Annotated in this window: 12 protein-coding genes and 1 pseudogene; 8 read left to right on the top strand and 5 right to left on the bottom strand. The window is 72.5% G+C overall.

Annotation, left to right across the window (positions count from 1 at the left end; translation table 11 throughout):
• The first annotated feature begins 60 nt into the window (after window positions 1-60).
• Window positions 61-1,311, top strand: a complete 1,251-nt coding sequence (locus tag ACBJ32_RS07920) for an iron-containing redox enzyme family protein (protein ID WP_375126152.1) — start codon at window positions 61-63, stop codon at window positions 1,309-1,311.
• A 31-nt stretch (window positions 1,312-1,342) separates the two neighbouring features.
• On the opposite strand, the gene ACBJ32_RS07915 is transcribed toward ACBJ32_RS07920, so the two are convergent.
• Window positions 1,343-2,083, bottom strand: coding sequence for a class I SAM-dependent DNA methyltransferase (locus ACBJ32_RS07915; RefSeq protein ID WP_375126151.1), 741 nt, complete (start codon window positions 2,081-2,083; stop codon window positions 1,343-1,345).
• A gap of 152 nt (window positions 2,084-2,235) precedes the next feature.
• Here ACBJ32_RS07915 and ACBJ32_RS07910 point away from each other — a divergent pair.
• Window positions 2,236-2,358: pseudogene (locus ACBJ32_RS07910) on the top strand (hypothetical protein); the annotation flags it as partial.
• Here ACBJ32_RS07910 and ACBJ32_RS07905 read toward each other — a convergent pair.
• The 3 genes from ACBJ32_RS07905 to ACBJ32_RS07895 all read right to left on the bottom strand — a co-directional run bounded on the left by ACBJ32_RS07905 (window position 2,322) and on the right by ACBJ32_RS07895 (window position 5,910).
• A complete protein-coding gene (locus tag ACBJ32_RS07905; RefSeq protein WP_375126150.1) occupies window positions 2,322-3,386 on the bottom strand; it encodes a glycosyltransferase in 1,065 nt (354 codons plus the stop codon). The pseudogene ACBJ32_RS07910 and the gene ACBJ32_RS07905 sit on opposite strands and share 37 nt — an antisense overlap.
• A 167-nt stretch (window positions 3,387-3,553) precedes the next feature.
• Window positions 3,554-5,044, bottom strand: coding sequence for a sugar ABC transporter ATP-binding protein (locus ACBJ32_RS07900; RefSeq protein WP_375126149.1), 1,491 nt, complete (start codon window positions 5,042-5,044; stop codon window positions 3,554-3,556).
• Between the two features lie 65 nt (window positions 5,045-5,109).
• Window positions 5,110-5,910 (bottom strand): DeoR/GlpR family DNA-binding transcription regulator, encoded by an 801-nt coding sequence (locus ACBJ32_RS07895; RefSeq protein ID WP_375126148.1) that lies wholly within the window; start codon window positions 5,908-5,910, stop codon window positions 5,110-5,112.
• A gap of 163 nt (window positions 5,911-6,073) precedes the next feature.
• Between ACBJ32_RS07895 and ACBJ32_RS07890 the strand changes: the two genes are divergently transcribed.
• Complete coding sequence (locus ACBJ32_RS07890) at window positions 6,074-8,038, top strand: hypothetical protein (RefSeq protein ID WP_375126147.1); 1,965 nt, start codon at window positions 6,074-6,076, stop codon at window positions 8,036-8,038.
• A gap of 51 nt (window positions 8,039-8,089) precedes the next feature.
• Here ACBJ32_RS07890 and ACBJ32_RS07885 read toward each other — a convergent pair whose 3' ends face one another.
• The gene (locus ACBJ32_RS07885; RefSeq protein WP_375126146.1) at window positions 8,090-10,111 is read right to left on the bottom strand and encodes a hypothetical protein; all 2,022 of its coding nucleotides are present in this window, start codon (window positions 10,109-10,111) and stop codon (window positions 8,090-8,092) included.
• Between the two features lie 276 nt (window positions 10,112-10,387).
• On the opposite strand from ACBJ32_RS07885, the gene ACBJ32_RS07880 reads away from it, so the two are divergent.
• The 5 genes from ACBJ32_RS07880 to ACBJ32_RS07860 all read left to right on the top strand — a co-directional run bounded on the left by ACBJ32_RS07880 (window position 10,388) and on the right by ACBJ32_RS07860 (window position 17,493).
• A complete protein-coding gene (locus ACBJ32_RS07880; protein ID WP_375126145.1) occupies window positions 10,388-12,904 on the top strand; it encodes a PA14 domain-containing protein in 2,517 nt (838 codons plus the stop codon).
• Window positions 12,905-12,965: 61 nt separating this feature from the next.
• Window positions 12,966-14,033, top strand: coding sequence for an ABC transporter substrate-binding protein (locus ACBJ32_RS07875; RefSeq protein WP_375126144.1), 1,068 nt, complete (start codon window positions 12,966-12,968; stop codon window positions 14,031-14,033).
• A gap of 1 nt (window position 14,034) precedes the next feature.
• Window positions 14,035-15,579, top strand: coding sequence for a sugar ABC transporter ATP-binding protein (locus tag ACBJ32_RS07870; RefSeq protein WP_375126143.1), 1,545 nt, complete (start codon window positions 14,035-14,037; stop codon window positions 15,577-15,579).
• Window positions 15,572-16,543, top strand: coding sequence for an ABC transporter permease (locus tag ACBJ32_RS07865; protein ID WP_375126142.1), 972 nt, complete (start codon window positions 15,572-15,574; stop codon window positions 16,541-16,543). The genes ACBJ32_RS07870 and ACBJ32_RS07865 overlap by 8 nt, the downstream gene beginning before the upstream one ends.
• Window positions 16,540-17,493 (top strand): ABC transporter permease, encoded by a 954-nt coding sequence (locus ACBJ32_RS07860; protein WP_375126141.1) that lies wholly within the window; start codon window positions 16,540-16,542, stop codon window positions 17,491-17,493. Before ACBJ32_RS07865 ends, ACBJ32_RS07860 begins: the two co-directional genes overlap by 4 nt.
• The last annotated feature ends 5 nt before the right edge of the window (window positions 17,494-17,498 follow it).

Raw genomic sequence — 17,498 nt, 5'->3', positions numbered from 1 at the left:
GGCTGCTGCCGGGGACGGACGCGACCGCGCCGGGGAGGCGGCGGCGGGCGGGAGCCCGCGATGAGGCTCCCGGCGGCGCGCGGGCCCATCACCGCGATGCTCTTCGCCCACCTGACCCGCCCGCCGGAGCACCGGCCGTCCCCGCTGGACGGGAGCCTGCTTGACGCATCGCTGCTGGACCTGACGCGACAGGACCCCGTGCCGCCGGAGGCGACACGGCCGGAGATGACGCGGCCGAACGTGACCCGGCCGGATGTGACGCGCCTGGATGTCAGGTCGCCGGACGTGACGCGGCCGGACGTCAGGCCGCCGGACGCCTTGACCGCGGACGGCGCTGGGGCCGTCCTGGCCGGCTCCGACTTCCAGCTCGCCTTGTTCGCCTGTTACGAGCTGCACTACCAGGGCTTCGACGACGTGGACGACCGCTGGGAGTGGGAGCCGGCGCTGCTGGCCGCGCGGGCGGTGCTGGAGCGGCGCTTCGAGGAGGCGCTCGCGCGGGCCGTGCCGCGCCCGGCTCTCGACGGGCCGCAGGGGGTGCGGCGGGCGCTCAACGAGCTGGTCGCCGCGGACGACGGCCCGTCGCTGTCCGGGTTCCTGGCACGCCGGGCCGACCGCCGCCAGTTCCGGGAGTTCGTCATCCACCGGTCGATCTACCACCTGAAGGAGGCCGACCCGCACACCTGGGCGATCCCCCGGCTGACGGGCGGCCCGAAGGCCGCGCTGGTGGAGATCCAGGCCGACGAGTACGGCGGGGGACGCCGCGAGCGCATGCACTCCGAGCTGTTCCGCGCCACCATGCGCGGCCTCGGCCTGGACGACTCCTACGGGGCCTACCTGGACCGGGTGCCGGGCGTCACGCTCGCGATCTCCAACGTCATGTCCCTGTTCGGCCTGCACCGGCGGCTGCGCGGCGCCCTGGCCGGGCACCTGGCCGCGCTGGAGATGACCTCCTCCCTGCCGAACCGCCGCTACGGTGACGCGCTGCGCCGGCTCGGCGGCGACGCCGACGCCGTCCGCTTCTACGACGAGCACGTGCAGGCCGACGCCGTGCACGAGCAGATCGCGGCGCACGACCTGTGCGCCGGCTTCGCCACCGCCCACCCGTCCCTCGCGGGAGACGTCCTGTACGGCGCCGCGTGCGCGCTGGAGCTGGAGCGCCGGTGGGCGGGGCACGTGCTGGCCTGCTGGGAACGCGAAGCCACCTCGCTGGCCGAGCCACCTGACGGAAGGAACGGAAGGCACGCCGAGGCGCACCCCGCCCCGCCCGCATCCGCGTCCGACCGGCCCGCAGCCGCCCGGAGCGGCTGGTAGCAGGAGGACGGCCGGGCTGCCGGGGAGACGGTCAGTCCGGTGGGACGCGGTAGACGGTGACGTGGGCCCGGCTGTCGTCCCCGAAGGGGGTCCTGTTCCAGTCGGACCACCGGTGCTCGCGCTCCATCCCCGCCAACCGCCCCATCAGGTCGAGCTCCGCGGGCCAGGCGTAGCGGTGGTTGGCGGGCAGCAGCCGCACCCCCTCGCCGGTCAGCCGTACCTTGGTGGTCGCCATGAGCTGCTCGGCGGGCGAGATCCTGGCCGCCTCCGCGACCACCACGTCCTGGCCGAGCGCCAGCAGCCGCAGGGAGGCGCCCCGGTGGAAGGCCGTCAGGTCGGGCACCCACGCCTCCACCACGAACCTCCCGCCCGGCCGCAGGTGCGCGGCCGCGTTGCGGAAGCAGGCGACCTGCGCGTCCTGCGAGGGCAGCGCGAAGATCGTGTTCGTGGTGAGCGCCACCAGGCTGAACAGCCCGCCGACCCTGGTGGTGGCGAAGTCGCCCACGGCCACCTGGAGGTGCTCGCCGCCGGGCTTGGCGCGCAGGACGGCCACCATGTCGGGGGAGCCGTCGATGCCGGCCACCCTGACCCCGCGCGCGGCCAGCGGCAGCGCCAGCCGCCCCGTGCCGATGCCGAACTCCAGCACGGGCCCGTCGCCTGCCAGCCGGTGGAGCTGCTCCACGGCAGCGTCGGTGGGCAGGTCCTCCACGGTCGCGTCGTAGATGTCGGAGATGCTCCGCCCGTAGGCCGACGGGTCGAACGCGGACGCCATCACCGCCCCCCTTCGCCGGAGCGGGACGGAACGGATGATCGGCGCACGGCGGCTCCTCGCGTTGGCGGCGGGGGCCACGGATTCTGGTACCCGGACGGCTCGCGAGCCAACCCCGCAGGTGAACGGGTGTTCCCGCGGGGAAGGGGAGGAGCATGTCGCATCGGGGGGATGACAGGGTGACGGTGACGCCGTGCGAGGACGGCCCGCTGCTGGTGCGGGGACCGTTCGAGCTGGTGACTCAGGACGGCGAGCCGATCCCCGCGGACCGGGCCACCGTCGCGCTGTGCCGCTGCGGGCTCTCGTCGGCCAAGCCCTTCTGCGACGGCTCGCACAAGGCGGCCGGGTTCCGGGCGGCCAGCGAGCCGGACCGGCGCAGCCACCGGACGGAGTGAGCCGCCCGCCGGAGCCTGCGCCCGGCGTACGGCACGCCGCCGCACAGCGCCGCCCCCAGGGCCAGCCAGCTGCAGGTGGCCCGCTCCAGCACCCAGACCGGCGCGAACAGCACGGCCGTACGGGGGAAGACCCGCGCGCCGCCCGCCCTGCGCCGCCCGATCTCCGCCAGTGCCACGGCCACGCCCGCGCCGGCGGCCACCGGACCGTACCTGCGGCGTAGCACGCACGCGGCCACCGCGGGCAGCACGGACAGGAACAGCGCCATGCGCGCGGGCTGCGCCAGGTCGTCGTAGGCCTGGCGGACGCGCTGGCCCCAGAAGCGCGCGGCGCCGGGCGGCAGGCGCGGCACGTAGAGGTCGAGGGGCCGCAGCTCCCTGCCGCCGTGCGCGCGGACGGTGCGGATGAGCTCCAGGTTCTCGAACAGCACGTCACCGTCGTAGCCGCCCATCCGGGCGAAGAACGAGCGGCGCACGCCCAGCGTGCCGGGATAGTCGGCGCCGAAGGCGCGGTTGAGCAGGGTCCTGGCGGTGTCCCAGCGGGCGTGCCACGGGGACCGGGTGAAGTGGTTCTGCGGGCGGACCAGGTCGGCGCCGGCGAGGAGGGCGTCCATCCTGGCCAGAGCGCGCTCGTCGTAGCGGACGTCGTCGTCGGCGATGACGACGTGCTCGGCCGTGGCCAGGCGCATGCCGGTGATCACCCCGTTGACCTTGCCGTTGGCGAAGCGGAGGTCGCCGGCCGGCCGGACGTGCGCCGCCAGCCCGCGCCAGGCGGCGGCGTGCCGTTCGAACAGCTCCTGGGGCGAGCCGTCCACGACGATGACCCGCACGTGACGGCGGACCGCGCGCAGGTAGGCGGTCAGCTCCTCGAGGCCGGAGTCGTCCTCCCAGCGCAGGGGCAGCACGTAGTCCATCGGCCGGCCTCCGTTCTCGAATCCGTGATCGGTAACAGAGAACTACCTGATGATTGCAAAGAGTAATCATGATGGCGGAGCTGGAACATCGTCGAAGCCCTGGCGGGCGGCGTGCTGGGGCGTGCCGGCCGTTCACGGGCTCGGCGGCTCCACCGGCCGGCGGGCCGTCAGTCCTTGGCGAGGGCGGCCAGCAGGCGGTCCTCGGTGACCTCGGGGCCGGTGAGCTGCTCGGTGATGGCGCCGTCCCTGAGCACGACCACGCTGTCGCAGTTCTCGACCAGCTCGGCCACGTCCGACGAGATCAGCAGGATGGCCAGGCCGTCCACGGCCAGCTCGTCGAGCAGCGCCTGCATCTCCAGCTTGGTCGCCACGTCCACGCCCCTGGTGGGCTCGTCCAGCAGCAGCACCTTCGGGTGCATGGCCAGCCACCTGGCCAGCAGCACCTTCTGCTGGTTGCCGCCCGACAGCTCGCCGGCCGGCTGGCGGGGCGAGACCGCCTTGATGCCCAGCCGCCGCATGAACGTCGCCACGATGCTGTCCACCTGCGTGTCCGACACGATCCCCGCGCGCGACAGGCGGGGCAGCGCGGCCAGGGCGATGTTGTCGCGCACCGACAGGGTCGGCACGATGCCCTCGGTCTTCCTGTTCTCCGGCACCAGGCCGATCCCGGCGCGCACGGCGCTCCTGATCGACCACTTGCGCGCCTGCGTCCCGGCCACCGTGACCTGGCCGGCGTCCACCGGCAGCGCGCCCGCGATGGCGCGCGCGGTCTCGCTGCGCCCGGCGCCGAGCAGGCCGCCCAGGCCGACGACCTCGCCGGCCCGCATCTCCAGCGACACCCCGTCCAGCACGTGGTGGCGGGTCAGGCCCTTGGCCTCCAGGACCGGCGCGTCGGCGGGCACGTCCGGCTCGCCCGCCTGCGGCGCGGCCTCCACCGGGTGGAAGGGGCGGCCGAGCATGAGCGAGACCAGCCGCAGCCGGTCGAGCCCGGCCAGCGGGCCCGTGTGCACGACGCGGCCCTCGCGCAGCACCGTGACGCGGTCGCAGATCCCGTACAGCTCCTCCATGCGGTGCGTGACGTAGATGACCGAGCGGCCCTGCTCGCGCAGCCGGGCGACGGCGGCGAACAGGGTCCGCAGCTCGGCGTGGTCCAGCGCCGTGGTGGGCTCGTCCATGATGACCAGGCGGGCGTCGGCGGAGGCGGCCCGCGCCAGCGCCACGATCTGGCAGGCGCCCTCGCCCAGCGACCCCAGCGGGCGGCGCACGTCCACCTCCAGCCCGTACGCGGCCAGCACCTCCTCGGCGCGGGCGTGCACGGCCGCCGCGTCGATCAGCCCGAACCGGCCCCGCGGCTCCCTGCCGAGCAGCAGGTTGCGGGCCACGCTCATGGTCGGCACGAGGTTCGTCTCCTGGTGGATCGTGGCGATCCCGGCCCGCCTGGCGTCGGCGGGCCCGGCGAACCTGACCGGCTCGCCGAGCAGGCGCAGCTCGCCCGCGTCGGGCTGGTGCACGCCCGACAGCACCTTCACGAGAGTGGACTTGCCCGCGCCGTTGCCCCCGACCAGGGCGTGCACCTCGCCGGTGCGCACGGACATGGTGACGTGGTCGAGGGCGGTGACACCCTGGAACGCCTTGAGAACGCCAGCGACCTGCAGCACGGTTGCCTCCGCCTCGATCGTGGTCGAGGAAGGAAACATTTTCGTAACGGGATTGTCACATTCGATCAGAACTGGGCGACGTGGAGCCGGACCCCGCGCGCGCTCAGCTCGTCGAGCACGTCGCGCGGCGCGGAGTCGTCGGTGACCAGGTGGTCGATGCGGTCGGGCGGCACGGTCTGCACCATCGTGTCGACGCCGACCTTGGTGTGGTCGGCCAGCACGACGACCTCCTCGGCCGCCGCCGCCAGCGCCCGGTCGACGCCCGCCACCTGCATGTTCGGCGTGGACAGGCCGCGCTCGGCGGTCAGGCCGTTGCCCGAGACGAAGGCCCGGCGCACGCGCAGCCCGGCCAGCGACTGCTCGGCCGCGCTGCCCACCAGGGCCAGGATCGGGCCGCGCAGCGAGCCGCCGGTCAGCATCACCTCGATGCGCGGCGAGCCGGCCAGCACCTGCGCGACCAGCAGCGAGTTGGTGACCACCGCCAGCTCGGAGTGCCTGGTCAGGCGGCGGGCGAACTCCTGGGTGGTGGTGCCGGGGCCGATCACGATCGCGTCGCCGTCCTCGACGAGCGCGCCGGCCAGGTCGGCGATGGCGGCCTTCTCGGCCGCCTCCAGCGAGACCTTGTGCGCGTAGCCGGCCTCGCGGGACAGCTCGCCGGGCAGGGTGGCGCCGCCGTGGTGGCGGTTGAGCAGGCCTTCCGACTCCAGCGCCCGCAGGTCGCGGCGGACGGTGACCTCGGAGGAGTGCACCGCCTGGGCCAGCTCGCGCAGCGACACGGCGCCGTTGGCACGCACCAGCTCGAGGATGCGCTGCCGGCGCTCGGCGGCGAACACGGGCCTGCGTCCGTCACTGTGCGTGTCGCTCACGGCCCGATCATAGTCGATCGGGCAACCGGCGGGGTTCACGTGTGATCGATCGAGAACGAAGCCGATCGACCCCGGCCCGGCCACGGCCCAGCCGGCCGGTCTCTGGACATGATGCGCTCGGCAAATTACGGTCAAGACCGTTATATCCCCCTTGGAGGTCTGCATGCGCGTCATCGCCGCAATACTCCTCGTCGCCTTATGTCTCACCGCACCGGCCCAGGCCGAATCCGCGGCGGCCCCGCCCACGGGCTGCGGCTTCGGCAATCTCGGCACGCTCCCGCTGAAGGGCATCACCACGGCGGGCACCGCACTGGACGCCGGTCACCCGCGGGGCCCGCGGATCTACTCCGTCACCTCAGCCGCCTCCCGCGAGGCGCTGCTCGGGATCAGGGACGCCCGGGACGGCCGCCTGATCGGCGAGCGGCCGCTGCCGCTCGCGCTGGGCTCCTGGGCCGTCACCGTCGCCCCGGACCACTCGGTGTACGTGGGCAGCTACAACGGCACCGCCGGCGCGATGGGCCGCCTGTTCCGCTACGACCCGTTCACCGACCGGGTGAGCGAGCTGGGCATCGCCATCCCCGGCGAGTCCTTCGTCTGGACGGTGGCCACGTCGCCCGACGGCTCGGCCGTGTACGGAGGCACCTCGCCCACGGGCAAGCTCTTCCGCTACGACACCGCCACCGGGACGTACGCCGACCTGGGCACCCCGGTGCCGGGCGACCAGCTCGTCAGGGACCTGGCCGTGGGCGGGGACGGCACCGTGTACGCCGGCGTCGGCGCCCGCAGCATGAAGGTCGCCGTGCTCGCCCCCGGCGGCGGCACGGTGCGGCAGGTGATCGACCCGCCCATCGAGGGCACCGGCTACGCCTACGACGTGCACGTCTCCGGCCGCTACCTCCTGGTCCGCTACGCCACCTCCACGGGCACCAACCCCATGGGCGTGTACGACCTGCGCACACGCAGGTGGAAGGACGTCGTGCCCGACGTGGACAACCTCACCGTGGGCGGCGGCCGGCACGGCCACGACCTCCACCTGTTCCAGGACGACGAGCTCGTCAGGTACGACCTGCGCTCCGGAAAGGTCACCCGGCTGGGCTTCACCGGCTACGGCAAGGGAGCCGCCCGCCCGCTCGGCTGGCTCGGGCCCGTGCTCGTCGGCACCAGCTCCACCGGCCACATCTGGCACTTCGACCGCAGGACCGGGCAGGGCCGGCTGATCGAGAGCACGCTGACCCCCCTGCACGTCACCATCCGTTCCATGGGCGCGGGCCCCGACGGCCGCCTGTACGCGGGCGGCTTCTTCACCGGTGGCCTGGCCGCCTACGACCCGGCCACCGGCGAGGCGGAGTTCTGGCCGGAGGTCGGCCAGAGCGAGGGCATGGTCACCCACAAGGGCAGGCTCTACCTCGGCGTCTACCCCGGGGCCCGCATCTACGAGTGGACCGGCTCCGCGCCCGAGCTCCTGCTCGACCTCGGCGCCCAGGAGCAGGACCGCCCGTTCGCGATGATCTCCGCGGGCGACTGGCTGGCGGTCGGCACCGTGCCCAGGGCAGGCACCCACGGCGGCGCGCTCGGGCTGCTCGACCCCGCCACCGGGCGCAGCGTGATCAAGCGGGACATCGTGCCCGGCCACAGCGTCATCGGGCTGGCCTACCGCGACGGGATCGTCTACGGGGCCACCTCGGCCTTCGGCGGCACCAGCACGCCGGCGGGCGAGGCCGCGGCGTTCGCGTACGACATCGCCACGGACTCGGTGCTGTGGCGGACCACCCCCGTCGCCGGCGACCTGGCGCTCGGCTCGATCACCTTCGACGGTGCCGGGCGGCTGTGGGGGCTGAGCCCGGACACGCTGTTCGAGCTGGACCCGGCCACCGGGCGGACCGTCAGGTCCGTCCGGCACGAGTCCTATCCCTGGGCCGGCGCCACCCAGGTCTGGCTGGACACGCACCTCGTCTTCCACCAGGGCTCCCTGTGGGGCAAGGTGCAGGGCAAGGCGTACCGGATCGATCCGGCGACGATGGCGTTCGCGCGCATCGTCCGCCCGGTCTCGACGATGGCGCTCGGCCCCGACGGGCACCTCTACCTGTCGCGCTACGAGAACTTCTTCACCTACCGGATCTGCGCGTGACCGGGGCGCCCCCTCCTCCAGCGAGGGGAGGGGGCGCCGCCGTCCGCGGGGCTAGCGGGTCAGGCGGAACAGCCGGGGCCCCTCGGCGAAGTAGACGTCACCGGACCCGTGCACCGCGAGGTGCTGCACGGGCCCTTGCCGCAGCACGGTGTGCCGCCCGGTCCGCGGGTCGAGGGAGAAGAGGTCCTGGCCGGCGTGCGCGCCGTACAGCTTGCGGTCGCGCTCGTTGTAGGCGAGCTGCCCGCCGGCGCTCTTGCTGCCCGACAGCGTGACGCGCTCGACGACCTTGCGGGCGGCCGTGCTCACCGCGAAGACCTCGCCGCCGGCGATCCCCCACAGCCGCCCCCGGCCGTCGAACGCCAGCGCCGGGACGGCGGGCTTGCCCGGAGCGGGGACGATCTCCCACAGCAGCCGGTCCTCCTTCACCGACCACGCGAACAGCTTGGCCTCCGGCTGCGTCGGCGGCGTGGCCGACTGGCCGCTGTAGATGGACGTGCCGCCGTACAGCACGCCGTCGCGGTAGGCGAGGGAGACGATGCTCTGGTCCTGGACGACGTTGCGCTCCGCGTGCTTGAGCGTTCCCGTACGCGGGTCCCAGACAGCCAGGACGCCGCCGAGATGGCCGAGGTCAGGCATGGTGCCCGCGGCCAGGTAGCGGCCCGCCGAGACCAGCGCCCGCGGCCTGATCTGCTTGTCGGCGGCGAGGTCGAACAGCCGGGCCGGGTTCGGCGCCTGGCCCGGCTCGGGGCTGGGCGAGTACTCGGTGCTGTTCCACGGCAGCGCGGGGTCGTAGGCGTAGACCCTGGCATCCGGGTAGGCGCCGACGTAGAGCCTGCCGTCGTGGGCGACCATGTCCTCGCTCTGGGAGAAGGTGTGGAACTCCTCCCGCTGCCCCGTCCGCGGGTCCAGGGCGGCGAAGCCGCCGTTGAGGAAGCCGCCGGCGTACATGCGGCCGTCGGGGCCCTGCGCGAGCGCCGTCACGTCGATGGGCTCGCCCTTGACCGCCGTCTGCACGAACGACTTCGCGCCGGTCTGCGGGTTGTAGCGGAACATCAGGCCGCGCCAGAGCAGGCCGACGACGCTCCTGCCCGGGTAGTCGGGCAGGCCCAGCTCGGCCCAGCCGATGCCGCGCGTGTTGGCCACCCGGCCCGTGAACGGCATGCCGGTGCCCGTGACGGCCCCGGTCCGGGGGTCGTAGCGGACCAGCTCGCCGCTCCTGACCAGGTAGACGGCGCCGTCGGCGTCCGGGGGCGAGACGTCCAGGCCGTGGACGGACTCCAGCGCGCCGGTCCACCGGCCGGCGGCGATGTCCCAGACGCGCAGCGGGCCGGGGCTCGCGCCGCCGTAGCGGACGTAGAGGTAGCCGCCCGCGGCGTTCACGTCGTAGGCCCACTTGTCGGCAGGGTCCAGGCCCTCGGGTACGGGGAGCTGCCTGGTCGCGCCGGTGGCCGCGTCGATCTCGAAGACGGCGGCGGGGGCCTCGGTGCCGGCGTAGATCTTGCCGCCGGCGTAGGAGACGCTGCGGACGTAGGAGTGGGCGGGCGAGAGCCTGCCGTAGTCGCGCACGCCTGTCGCGGGATCGTAGGAGAACAGCCGGCCGCCAGGTGACGTGCCGCCGTACACCGTGGCGCCCTCGCCGGCGGCCACGGACCAGACGAAGGTCTCCGAGGCCACGGGCTTGCCGAGGTCCTGGACGCCGCCCTGATCGGTCCAGCGGTAGAGGCGGCCGCCGGGGGTGGTGTCGCCGTACGTGCCGACGTAGACGCTGCCGTCCGGAGCGGCGTCCACGGCCCAGGAGCCGCCGGCGCCCGGCAGGTCGTACCTGGCGACCTCGGCTCCGGTCACGGGATCGAGGGCGTTGAGGTGGGCGGGGGCGCCCGAGGACGCGCCCCACAGCACCGTCCGGCCGCCGGGTCCGGGGGCCACCACGCCGCCGACCAGCAGGACGTCCTGCAGGGGGACGCCGAGATCCACCACGTGCGGTGCTCCCGCGACCGCCGGAGTGGCGCCGCCGCCGAGCACGGCGAGGGCGGCGGCCATGCCGCACGCCGCTAAGCGTTTGATTAGGGTCATGACCGAAACCTAAGGAAGTGCGAGCGGTCCTGGCAATAGACGATTACGGCAATGGAACTAATGCCGCGATGGCCGTCCATGGCGGGTTCGCGCCCGCAACGGACGCGCGAAGCGATGGCGGCGCCTCACGTGAGCCCCGGCCGGTTCGGCTCTGACCGAATAAGAGCGAATCTGATCGAAAATCTTGACCATCTCGGGCCGCCGGTGCTTACTTTGGAGCCTGTCAGGGTCAAAAGCTGTCCGAACCTGATCGGCTGCGTTGCGAAAGGACCCCCCGTGCTTAAGCGCCTCGCGTTGCTGCTGGCCGTACTGATGTCCGTGTTATGGCAGGTGCCGGCACCCGCCTCGGCGGCCCTTCCCGAGCGGAACGGGCTGCGCGGCGACTACTACCTCGCCTCGGCGGCGGGCACGTTCGACTTCGCCGAGCTCAAGGCGAGCATCATCGATCCCAACCTGGAGCTGGCCGACCTGAACCCCACGTTCAAGTTGCTGACCGGCAGGGAGGACGACGTCACCGTCCGGTGGACGGGACAGATCACCCCCAAGTACTCCGAGACCTACACCTTCTCGATGATCGGCGACAACGGCTTCCGCCTGTGGGTCAACGGGCAGCCGATCATCGACCACTGGGTGGACGACTGGGACAAGGAGCAGGCCGGCACCCCGATCGCCCTTGAGGCGAACAAGAAGTACGACATCAAGGTCGAGTACTTCGAGCACTTCGGCGGAGCCCACCTGCGCCTGCGCTGGCAGAGCCCCAGCCAGCCGAAGGCCGTCGTGCCCATGGACGCGCTCACGGTGCCGGCCGGCTTCCAGCCCGACGGGCCGTACGACGCCAGGCTGAACGCCGCCGGCGACGTCGCCACGCTGACCTTCGCCAAGCCGCTCGCCGCGCTGCCCGCGAACGCGGCGCAGAAGCTGGCCGTCACGGTCGGCGCCGCCGCCTGGCCCGTCACCTCGGCGACGCTGAAGAGCCCGGAGACCGTGGAGCTCAAGCTGGGCGCCCAGGTCCCCTCCAAGGCCGGCAGCACCGTGCGCACCTCCTACGACGGCAGCGGCGGCATCGCCCACGCCGACGGCACCCCGCTGGCCGCCTACCCGTTCGCGCACGTGGTCAACGCCTCCACCTACGTCCTCAGGACCAAGTGGGCCGACCAGGTGGACAAGGACAACCCGCTGCCCGAGTACCCCAGGCCGCAGCTCGCCCGCGAGCGCTGGCGCAGCCTCAACGGCATCTGGCAGTTCGCGCCGGCCAAGGAGGGCGAGGCCGCGCCCATCGGCAAGGACCTGGCCGAGAAGATCGTCGTGCCGTACCCGGTGGAGTCGCAGCTTTCCGGCATCGGCCGGCACGAGGAGCGCATGTGGTACCGCAGGACGTTCGAGGTGCCGCGCGGCTGGCGCGGCGAGCGGCTGATGCTGCACCTCGACGCCGTGGACTGGGACGCCACGATCTACGTCAACGGCAGGCGGGTCGCCACCCACAAGGGCGGCTACGACCGGATCAGCGTGGACGTCACCGGCGCGCTCAAGGGCTCCGGCGAGCAGGAGCTGGTGGTCGGCGTCACCGACCCGACCGACAACGGCGCCCAGGCCATCGGCAAGCAGCGCCTCAACCCGGGCGGCATCTGGTACACCTCCGTGTCCGGCATCTGGCAGACCGTCTGGATCGAGCCGGTCGCCAGGGACCACATCGAGCGCGTGGACACCGAGCCCGACCTGCGCGGCCAGGCCCTGTACGTGACCGTCCACGGCGCGCCCGGCACCGCCACCGTGATCGCCAGGGACGGCCGCAAGGTCGTCGGCACCGTCCGCGGCGAGACCGGCAGGGAGCTGCGCCTGCCCGTGCCGAACCCCAAGCTCTGGTCGCCCGACGACCCCCACCTGTACGACCTGGAGGTCAGGCTCAACAACGACAAGGTGGAGTCGTACTTCGGGATGCGCTCCATCTCCGTCGCCGGCTGGCGCATGATGCTCAACGGGCAGCCGGTCTTCCAGATAGGCCCGCTCGACCAGGGCTTCTGGCCCGACGGCATCTACACCCCGCCCACCGACGAGGCGCTGCGCTACGACCTGGAGCAGACCAAGGCCCTCGGCTTCAACGCGGTGCGCAAGCACGTCAAGGTCGAGTCCGACCGCTGGTACCACCACGCCGACAAGCTCGGCCTGCTGGTCTGGCAGGACATGCCGTCGGCCTTCCGCACCACCGACAGGCCGCAGTTCGAGGCCGAGCTGAAGGAGCTGGTCGACCAGCACCGCAGCAGCCCGTCGATCATCATGTGGGTGCCCTTCAACGAGGGCTGGGGCCAGTACGACCAGGCGCGCGTCGCCAACCTGGTCAAGAGCTGGGACCCCTCGCGCCTGGTCAACAACATGAGCGGGATCAACTGCTGCGGCGCCGTGGACGGCGGCAACGGCGACGTCAAGGACTTCCACATCTACCCGGGCCCCGGCAACCCCGGCAAGCCGTCCGGCAGCAGGGCGAACGTGATCGGCGAGTACGGCGGCCTGGCCCTGCCCGTCGTCGGCCACACCTGGTCCGGCGGCGGCTGGGGCTACGCGGTCGAGCCCGACCCGGAGGCCCTCACCACCCGCTACGTGAGCATGGCCGGGGAACTGGCGAAGCTGCACGCCTGCGAGCAGCTCAGCGCCGCCATCTACACCCAGACCACCGACGTCGAGACCGAGATCAACGGCCTCATGACGTACGACCGGGCGATCACCAAGCCGGACGTCAAGCGCGTCCACGACGCCCACAAGGCGCTGACGGGCGCGATCAACCCCACCTGCAGCTGATCCACCGCCGCGCCCGGGGCCTCGTGCCCCGGGCGCGGCACCTGATAGGAAAGGAACCGCGATGACCCCCCACATCCGGACGGCCGCCCTGGCGCTGGCCGTCCTCCTCACCGCGGCGGCCTGTGCCAAGGCGGAGGAGCCGCAGGCCGCGCCCGCCGCCGGCAGCACCGCCGGGCAGCAGGTCGTCCAGAGCCCGGCCGGCACGGCCGGCCCGACGTGCACGCTGCAGCAGTTCGGCGGCACGAAGTTCGACCTCAAGACCGCCACCGTCGGCTTCTCGCAGTCGGAGAAGGAGGCCAACCCGTTCCGGATCGCCGAGACCAAGTCGATCAAGGACGAGGCCGCCAAGCTCGGCATCACCAACCTCAAGGTCACCAACGCCCAGTCGCAGTTCTCCAAGCAGATCACCGACGTGCAGCAGCTCATCGCCCAGGGCGTGCAGCTCCTGGTCATCGCGCCGCTCAACTCCGACGGCTGGGAGCCGGTGCTCCAGCAGGCCGCCGCCAAGAAGATCCCCATCATCACGGTCGACCGCAAGATCAACGCCAAGGCGTGCAGCGACTACCTGACGTTCATCGGCTCCGACTTCTACGAGCAGGGCAAGCGCGCCGCCGACCGGATGATCGAGGCTCTGAACGGCCAGGGCAAGGTGGCCATCCTGCTCGGCGCGCCCGGCAACAACGTCACCACCGAGCGCACGAACGGCTTCAAGGACCGCGTCAAGGAGAAGGCCCCCGGCATCACGATCTCCTTCGAGCAGACCGGCGAGTTCGCCCGCGAGAAGGGCCAGCAGGTCACCGAGCAGCTCATCCAGTCCAACCCCGACATCAACGGCATCTACGCCGAGAACGACGAGATGGCGCTGGGCGCGGTCACCGCGCTGAAGGGCGCCGGCAAGGAGCCGGGCGACATCAAGATCGTGTCGGTCGACGGCACCCGCAGCGCCGTCCAGGGCATCGCCGACGGCTGGCTGTACGCGGTCATCGAGTCGAACCCGCGCTTCGGCCCGCTCGCGTTCGAGACCGCCCAGAAGTTCCTGAACGGCGAGGCCATCCCCGACAAGGTGATCATCTCCGACCGGGACTACACCACGGAGAACGCCAAGGACTCCCTCGGTGAGGCGTACTGAGTTGGAAGCGGTACTCGAGGCCAAGGGGATCAGCAAGCGCTTCCCCGGCGTGCTCGCCCTCGACGGCGTGTCCCTCGCCCTGCGCCCGGGCGAGGCGCACGCGCTGGTCGGCGAGAACGGCGCGGGCAAGTCCACCCTGATCAAGGTCTTCACCGGCGTCCACCAGCCGGACGGCGGCGAGCTGCGCTACCGCGGCGGCCCCGCCGCCTTCGCCACCCCCATGGAGGCGCAGCGCGCCGGCATCCAGACGATCTACCAGGAGGTCAACCTCGTCCCCATGATGTCGGTGGCCCGTAACCTGCTGCTCGGCCGCGAGCCGCGCGGCAGGTTCGGGGTGATCGACGCCGCCGCCATGTACGGCGAGGCCGAGCGCGTGCTGTCCGGCTACGGCGTCGAGACCGACGTCCGCCGCCCGCTGCGCACGCTCGGCGTCGGCGCGCAGCAGATGGTCGCCCTGGCGCGCGCCGTGTCCGTGGACGCCCGGGTGGTCATCATGGACGAGCCCACCTCGTCGCTGGAGCCGCGCGAGGTCGAGACGCTGTTCGGGGTGATCAGGAAGCTGCGCGACAGCGGCATCGCCGTCATGTACGTCAGCCACCGCCTCGACGAGCTCTACCAGGTGTGCGACCAGGTGACGGTGCTGCGGGACGGCCGCCTGGCCCACACCGGGCCGCTGGCCGGGCTGGAGCGGATCGAGCTCATCTCGCTCATGCTCGGCCGCGACCTGAACGAGGTCCGCTCCCAGGGACTGACCAGCTTCTCCCGCGAGCAGGCCGCGCAGCCGCACCGGAACGGGCAGGCCCCGGTCGTCGAGGCGCGCGGACTGACCCGGCGGCACGTGCTCGACGGCGTGGACGTGAGCGTCAGGCCGGGCGAGGTCGTCGGGCTGGGCGGCCTGCTGGGCGCCGGGCGTACCGAGACCGCCAAGGCCATCGTCGGCGCGCTGCCGCTGGACGGCGGCCAGGTGCTCGTGGCCGGCGCGCCCCTGCGCGGCGGCTCCACCGCGGCGGCGATCAGGGCCGGCGTCAGCCTGCTGCCCGAGGACCGCAAGGCCGAGGGCATCATCCCCACCCTGTCCGTCCGCGAGAACATCGCCCTGGCCGCCCTGCCCGCCCTCGGCAGGGCCGGAGTGGTGTCCGAGGCGAAGATCGACCGGGTGGTCGAGATCTTCATGCGGAGGCTGAGGATCAAGGCCGCCTCGCCGCACCAGCTCGTCTCGGAGCTGTCCGGCGGCAACCAGCAGAAGGTGCTGCTGGCCCGCTGGCTGGCCGTGCGGCCCAAGGTGCTGCTGCTGGACGAGCCCACCCGGGGCATCGACGTCGGCGCCAAGGCCGAGGTGCAGGCGCTGATCGACGAGCTGGCCGAGGAGGGCCTGGGCGTGCTGCTGATCTCCTCCGACCTGGAGGAGCTGGTCGAGGGCGCCGACAGGATCCTCGTGCTGCGCGAGGGCGCGGTCGTGGGCGAGCTGTCGGGTGACGAGGTGACCGAAGAGAGGATCATGGCCACGATCGCCGAGCAGACGGGCACGGAGCAGTCCGATGGCTGAGCTGACATCCAGGCCGGCGGGCCCGGCCGCCGTGCGCAGACCGCAGGTGTACGCCTGGGTGCAGGACTACGGCGTGTACGCGGCCGTGCTGGCGCTGCTGCTGTTCAACGTGCTGTTCACCCCGCACTTCCTGGACGCCGCCAACTTCCGCACCCAGCTCGTCCAGGTCACCCCCATCGTGATCGTCTCGCTGGGCATGGCGCTGGTGATCGGCACCCAGGGCATCGACCTGTCGGTCGGCTCGGTGATGGCGCTGGCCGCCGCGCTGACCGTGCTCTACCTCGGCTACGGCTGGCTGCCCGCGCTCGTCGTGGCCGTGATCGGCGGCGCGGTCGTGGGGGCCGCGGGCGGGGCGCTGGTGGCGTACGTCGGGGTGCAGCCCATCGTGGCGACACTCGCGCTGCTGGTCGGCGTGCGCGGCCTGGCGAACGTGCTGGTGCCGCAGCTCGTCGAGTTCCGCAACCCCGGCCTGATCGCGCTGGGCAGCAGCTCGGTCGCCGGCGTCCCGGTCATCGTGCTCATCGCGGCGGCGCTGACCGTGATCGTGCTGTTCGTGGTGCGCCGCACCACGTTCGGGCGGCAGGTCGTCGCCATCGGCGGCAACCGGCCGGCCAGCGAGCTGTCCGGCCTGCCGGTCAAGCGGGTGCTGCTCACCGTGTACGTGATCTCCGGCCTGCTCGCGGCCCTGGCCGGAGTGCTCGCCACGGCCCGCCTGCAGGCCAGTGACCCGACCTCGCTCGGCCTGTTCATCGAGCTGTCGGCGATCACCGCCGTGGTGGTCGGCGGCACCCCGCTGACGGGCGGCCGGATCAGGGTGCTCAGCACGGTCATGGGCGCGCTGCTCATGCAGCTCCTCGCGGCCACGCTGATCAAGCACAACCTCCCGCAGTCGTGGACCCAGATGGTCCAGGCGGTCATCATCCTGGCCGCCGTCTACGCCACCAGGAAGCGGGGAACCCGATGAACCGGGAGCAGACCAGCCGGCTGCTCCAGCAGCACGGCGCCGTCATGGTGCTGGGGCTGCTGGTGATCGTGGGCAGCCTGGCCTTCGACTCCTTCGCCACCCCGGCGAACGCGGCCAGCGTGGTCGTGTCCTCGTCGTTCCTGGCGATCATCGCGATCGGGATGACGTTCGTGATCATCAGCGGCGGCATCGACCTGTCCGTGGGGTCGCTGTTCGTGCTCGGCGGGGTGCTGGCGGCCTACGGCTCCCGGTACGGCATGCTGATGGCGCTGCTACTGCCCCTGGCGGCCTGCGGTGTCGTCGGCCTGCTCCAGGGCCTGGTGATCGCGCGGACGGGCATGGCGCCGTTCATCGTCACCCTGGCCGGGCTCCTGGGCGTCCGGGGCCTGATGCTCGCCATCTCGGACGAAGGCGCCACCACCTATCTCGTGAAAGACCAGGCATTCGCCGCTCTTGGCCAGGGCGAACTCCTCGGCCTGTCCTACCCCGTGTACGTCACGATCGCCCTGGCCCTGGTCGCGATGGTCCTCCTGCAGCGCACCGGCTTCGGCCAGCACGTCTACGCCATCGGCGGCAACGAGCAGGCCGCGGCCCTGATGGGCGTGCCCGTCGCGCGCACCAAGGTGCTCGTGTACGTCATGTCGGGCCTGCTGGCGGGCCTGGCGGGCGCGCTCAACGCCGCCCGGCTCTCCTCCGGCGTGACCATCCTCGGCATCGGGCTGGAGCTCGACGCCATCGCCGCCGTCGTGATCGGCGGCACCCTGCTGACCGGCGGGGCCGGCGGCATCACCGGATCGGTGGCCGGGGTGCTGCTGCTCGGCGTCATCCAGAGCCTGATCAACCAGGTGGGCAGCCTCACCTCGGCGTTCCAGCAGGTGGTCAGCGGGGCGTTCCTGGCGCTCGTGGTGGTGGCGCAGCGGCTGCTGAGCAAGGCCCAGCGGCTCACGTGACCCGC

This window comes from Nonomuraea sp. GTA35, assembly GCF_041950525.1.
Lineage (GTDB): Bacteria > Actinomycetota > Actinomycetes > Streptosporangiales > Streptosporangiaceae > Nonomuraea.
The sequence above is the reverse complement of the archived record's forward strand: the minus strand, read 5'-3'. Positions and strand labels throughout refer to the sequence as shown.